The organism is Actinoplanes sp. ATCC 53533, assembly GCF_003947245.1.
On sequence record NZ_QHHV01000496.1, the window covers coordinates 1 to 2,346 of the forward strand.

The 2,346-nt window shown below is 65.8% G+C and carries 4 protein-coding genes; 2 read left to right on the forward strand and 2 right to left on the reverse strand.

The window, feature by feature from the left end:
* Positions 1 to 16: 16 nt before the first annotated feature.
* Together DMB66_RS59505 and DMB66_RS59510 are read right to left on the reverse strand one after the other, a co-directional pair.
* Positions 17 to 916, reverse strand: a complete 900-nt coding sequence (locus DMB66_RS59505) for a transposase (protein WP_125812664.1) — start codon at positions 914 to 916, stop codon at positions 17 to 19.
* Entirely contained in the window at positions 861 to 1,598 is a 738-nt protein-coding gene (locus DMB66_RS59510) for a transposase (RefSeq protein ID WP_125812665.1), read from the reverse strand. Before DMB66_RS59510 ends, DMB66_RS59505 begins: the two co-directional genes overlap by 56 nt.
* A gap of 53 nt (positions 1,599 to 1,651) precedes the next feature.
* Between DMB66_RS59510 and DMB66_RS59515 the strand changes: the two genes are divergently transcribed.
* Entirely contained in the window at positions 1,652 to 1,942 is a 291-nt protein-coding gene (locus DMB66_RS59515) for a transposase (protein WP_158647708.1), read from the forward strand.
* Between the two features lie 50 nt (positions 1,943 to 1,992).
* The coding region (locus tag DMB66_RS59520; protein ID WP_233625624.1) for an IS3 family transposase at positions 1,993 to 2,346 on the forward strand (354 nt) is incomplete at its 3' end.

Below are 2,346 nucleotides of genomic sequence, written 5' to 3' on the forward strand. Positions count from 1 at the left end.
TGTTGCCTAATTCTGTCTACGCGGCGAGGGTGAGGTCGAGTTTGTTCAGGTGGGTGGTTCGGGTGCGTTGGAGGGGTGTGTTGGTCCACCAGGCGTTCAGGCGGATGAGGTTGATCGCGGTCGCGGCGAAGGTGTGTTCGAGGGTGACTTTGCTCAGGCCGGTGTAGCGGGCTTGGTGGATGCCGGTGACGGCGGTGGTTTGGTGGATGGTGGCTTCGATCCCGGCGCGGGCGCGGTAGGTGTGTTTCCACGCCGGGGTTTGTTGCTCGGCGCGGGCCTGGCGCAGGGTGTCGTGCAGGTGGCGGGGTTGCAGCGTCAACTGTCGGCCGGAGCGCTGCGAGCGGGTGCACGCGGTGCGGGCCGGGCAGATACTGCAGGTGCTGGTCGGGAAGCGGACCACGATGGCGTCGTGGCCGTTCTGGCGGGTGGGGTGCCAGCTGCCCGAGTGGTGGCCTTGCGGGCAGGTCGCTTGCTGGTGGTCGAAATCGATGGTGAACGCGGCCTGGGTGAAACCGTTGTGAGTGCGGGCGGGGTGGCAGGAATCACCGCGCATCGGGGCGATCAGGCTCACCTGGTACTCGGTGCGGCAGGCCAGCAGGTTCGTCGTGGAGGGGTAGCCGGCGTCCATGAGGTGTTCGGCCGGTAGCAGACCCCGACCGGCGAGCATGACATGGATGGGCATGGTCATCGTTGAGTCGGCCACCGCGGCGTGGGTGGTGACCACGTTCGTGATCAGGTTCGGTGGGCGGGTGGGATCGGTACCACCGCCGGGGGTGGGGGTGTTGTCGCAGGTTTCACTGATATGGACTTTGTAGCCCTGCCAGCGGTGGCCGCGTTTCTCGCTGTAGCGGGCATCGATGTCATACGGGGAGATGATCCTGGTTCTGCCCGGCAGGCTCACCGTCGATATCGGCATCCCGCCAGATCACCTCCCGCCCAGCCTCGCCGCGAACGTATTGCTGGATCCACACCTGGCGCAGCACCTCGACGGCGGAGATCTCACCCAGCCAGGGCGGGGCCTGCCCGTCGAAGACCGCGGCCAGCAGTTGGTAGCCGTCCGTCCCGACCTGGGCGGCGAGTTTCCGCCGGCCGGGCTGGTCTTTCGGCAGCCGCCATTCATCGATCCGGGCACCGTATCGTCGGACCATCGCCGCGTCGACGTGCTCAGCCGCCCACCGCGGTGCCGCCACCGTCAGGGCTTCGAGGGCCGCCCGCAGCGTCTCACCGACCATCTCCAGACGGTTGAGATCACGAACCGCGGCCATCACATACGTCGCGTCGGTGCGCAGCCGACCCCGGGCTTTGACCAGGCCCTGCTCGACCAGCCGGTCCAGGAGAGTCTGGAACGCCACACCCTGCAGATCATGGGTGACCAACCGGGTCCGGAACTGTGACAACACACTGAAATCAAAACCCGGATCCGTCAACACCAAACCCAAACAGTATTTCCAGTCGATCCGCCCCCGGACCGCGTCAGCGGCCTGCCGGTCGGTGAGGTTCTCCGCGAACTGCAACACCGTGACCATCGCCAACTGCCCCGGCGAGATCCCCGGCCTGCCACGAACCCCGAACGCATCGACGAACGCCTGAGCTGCCACGAAGTTTCCGGACAGGGGATCTAATATGATCTCGGTCTGGGATGGAGATGGGCATGGCGCGGCAGAAACGGTCCTACTCGCAGGAGTACCGCGATGAGGCGGTGAAGATGGTGATCGAGACGTCACGTCCGATCGCGGTCGTCGCGCGGGAACTCGGCTTGTTGGACGGCACTCTCGGTAATTGGGTCAGCGCGTATAGGAAGAGTCACCCTGTGGAAGAACAGCCCCTGGCTTTGCCGGATCGGGCGCGGTTGAAGGAACTCGAACGTGAGAACCGGGAGTTGCGGCTGCAGAACGAGTTCCTGAAAAAAGCCGCGGCCTTCTTCGCTCAGGATCATCGGTAAGCGACGTTTACGAGCTTATCGACGCCGAGAAGGCTGACTTTCCCATCGTGATGATGTGCACGGAATTGGAGGTGTCCCGGTCGGGCTATTACGAGTGGCGCGACCGACCGGAGTCGGCGACCGCAGCACGTCGTGGTGTCCTGCTGGCCGCGATCACCGCGATCTTCTCCCGCCATGAGGGCCGCTACGGGCACCGGCGTGTCCACGAGATCCTGCGACGCCAGGGCCGGCGGTGCAGTGTGGAGCTGGTCCGCCAGCTGATGGCTCAGGTCGGTCTGCGGGCGGCCCAACCGCGGAAATGGCAGGTCACGACCCGTCCCGACAAGCAGGCCGCGGCCCGCGTGCCGGATCTGGTACGCCGGGACTTCACCGCGACCGCCGCCGGCGCCAAGCTCGTCGCGGAC

Coding starts and splice junctions, on each gene's coding strand:
- DMB66_RS59505 (WP_125812664.1), bottom strand. CDS start 916: ATGCCGATATCGACGGTGAGCCTGCCGGGCAGAACCAGGATCATCTCC.
- DMB66_RS59515 (WP_158647708.1), top strand. CDS start 1,652: ATGGCGCGGCAGAAACGGTCCTACTCGCAGGAGTACCGCGATGAGGCG.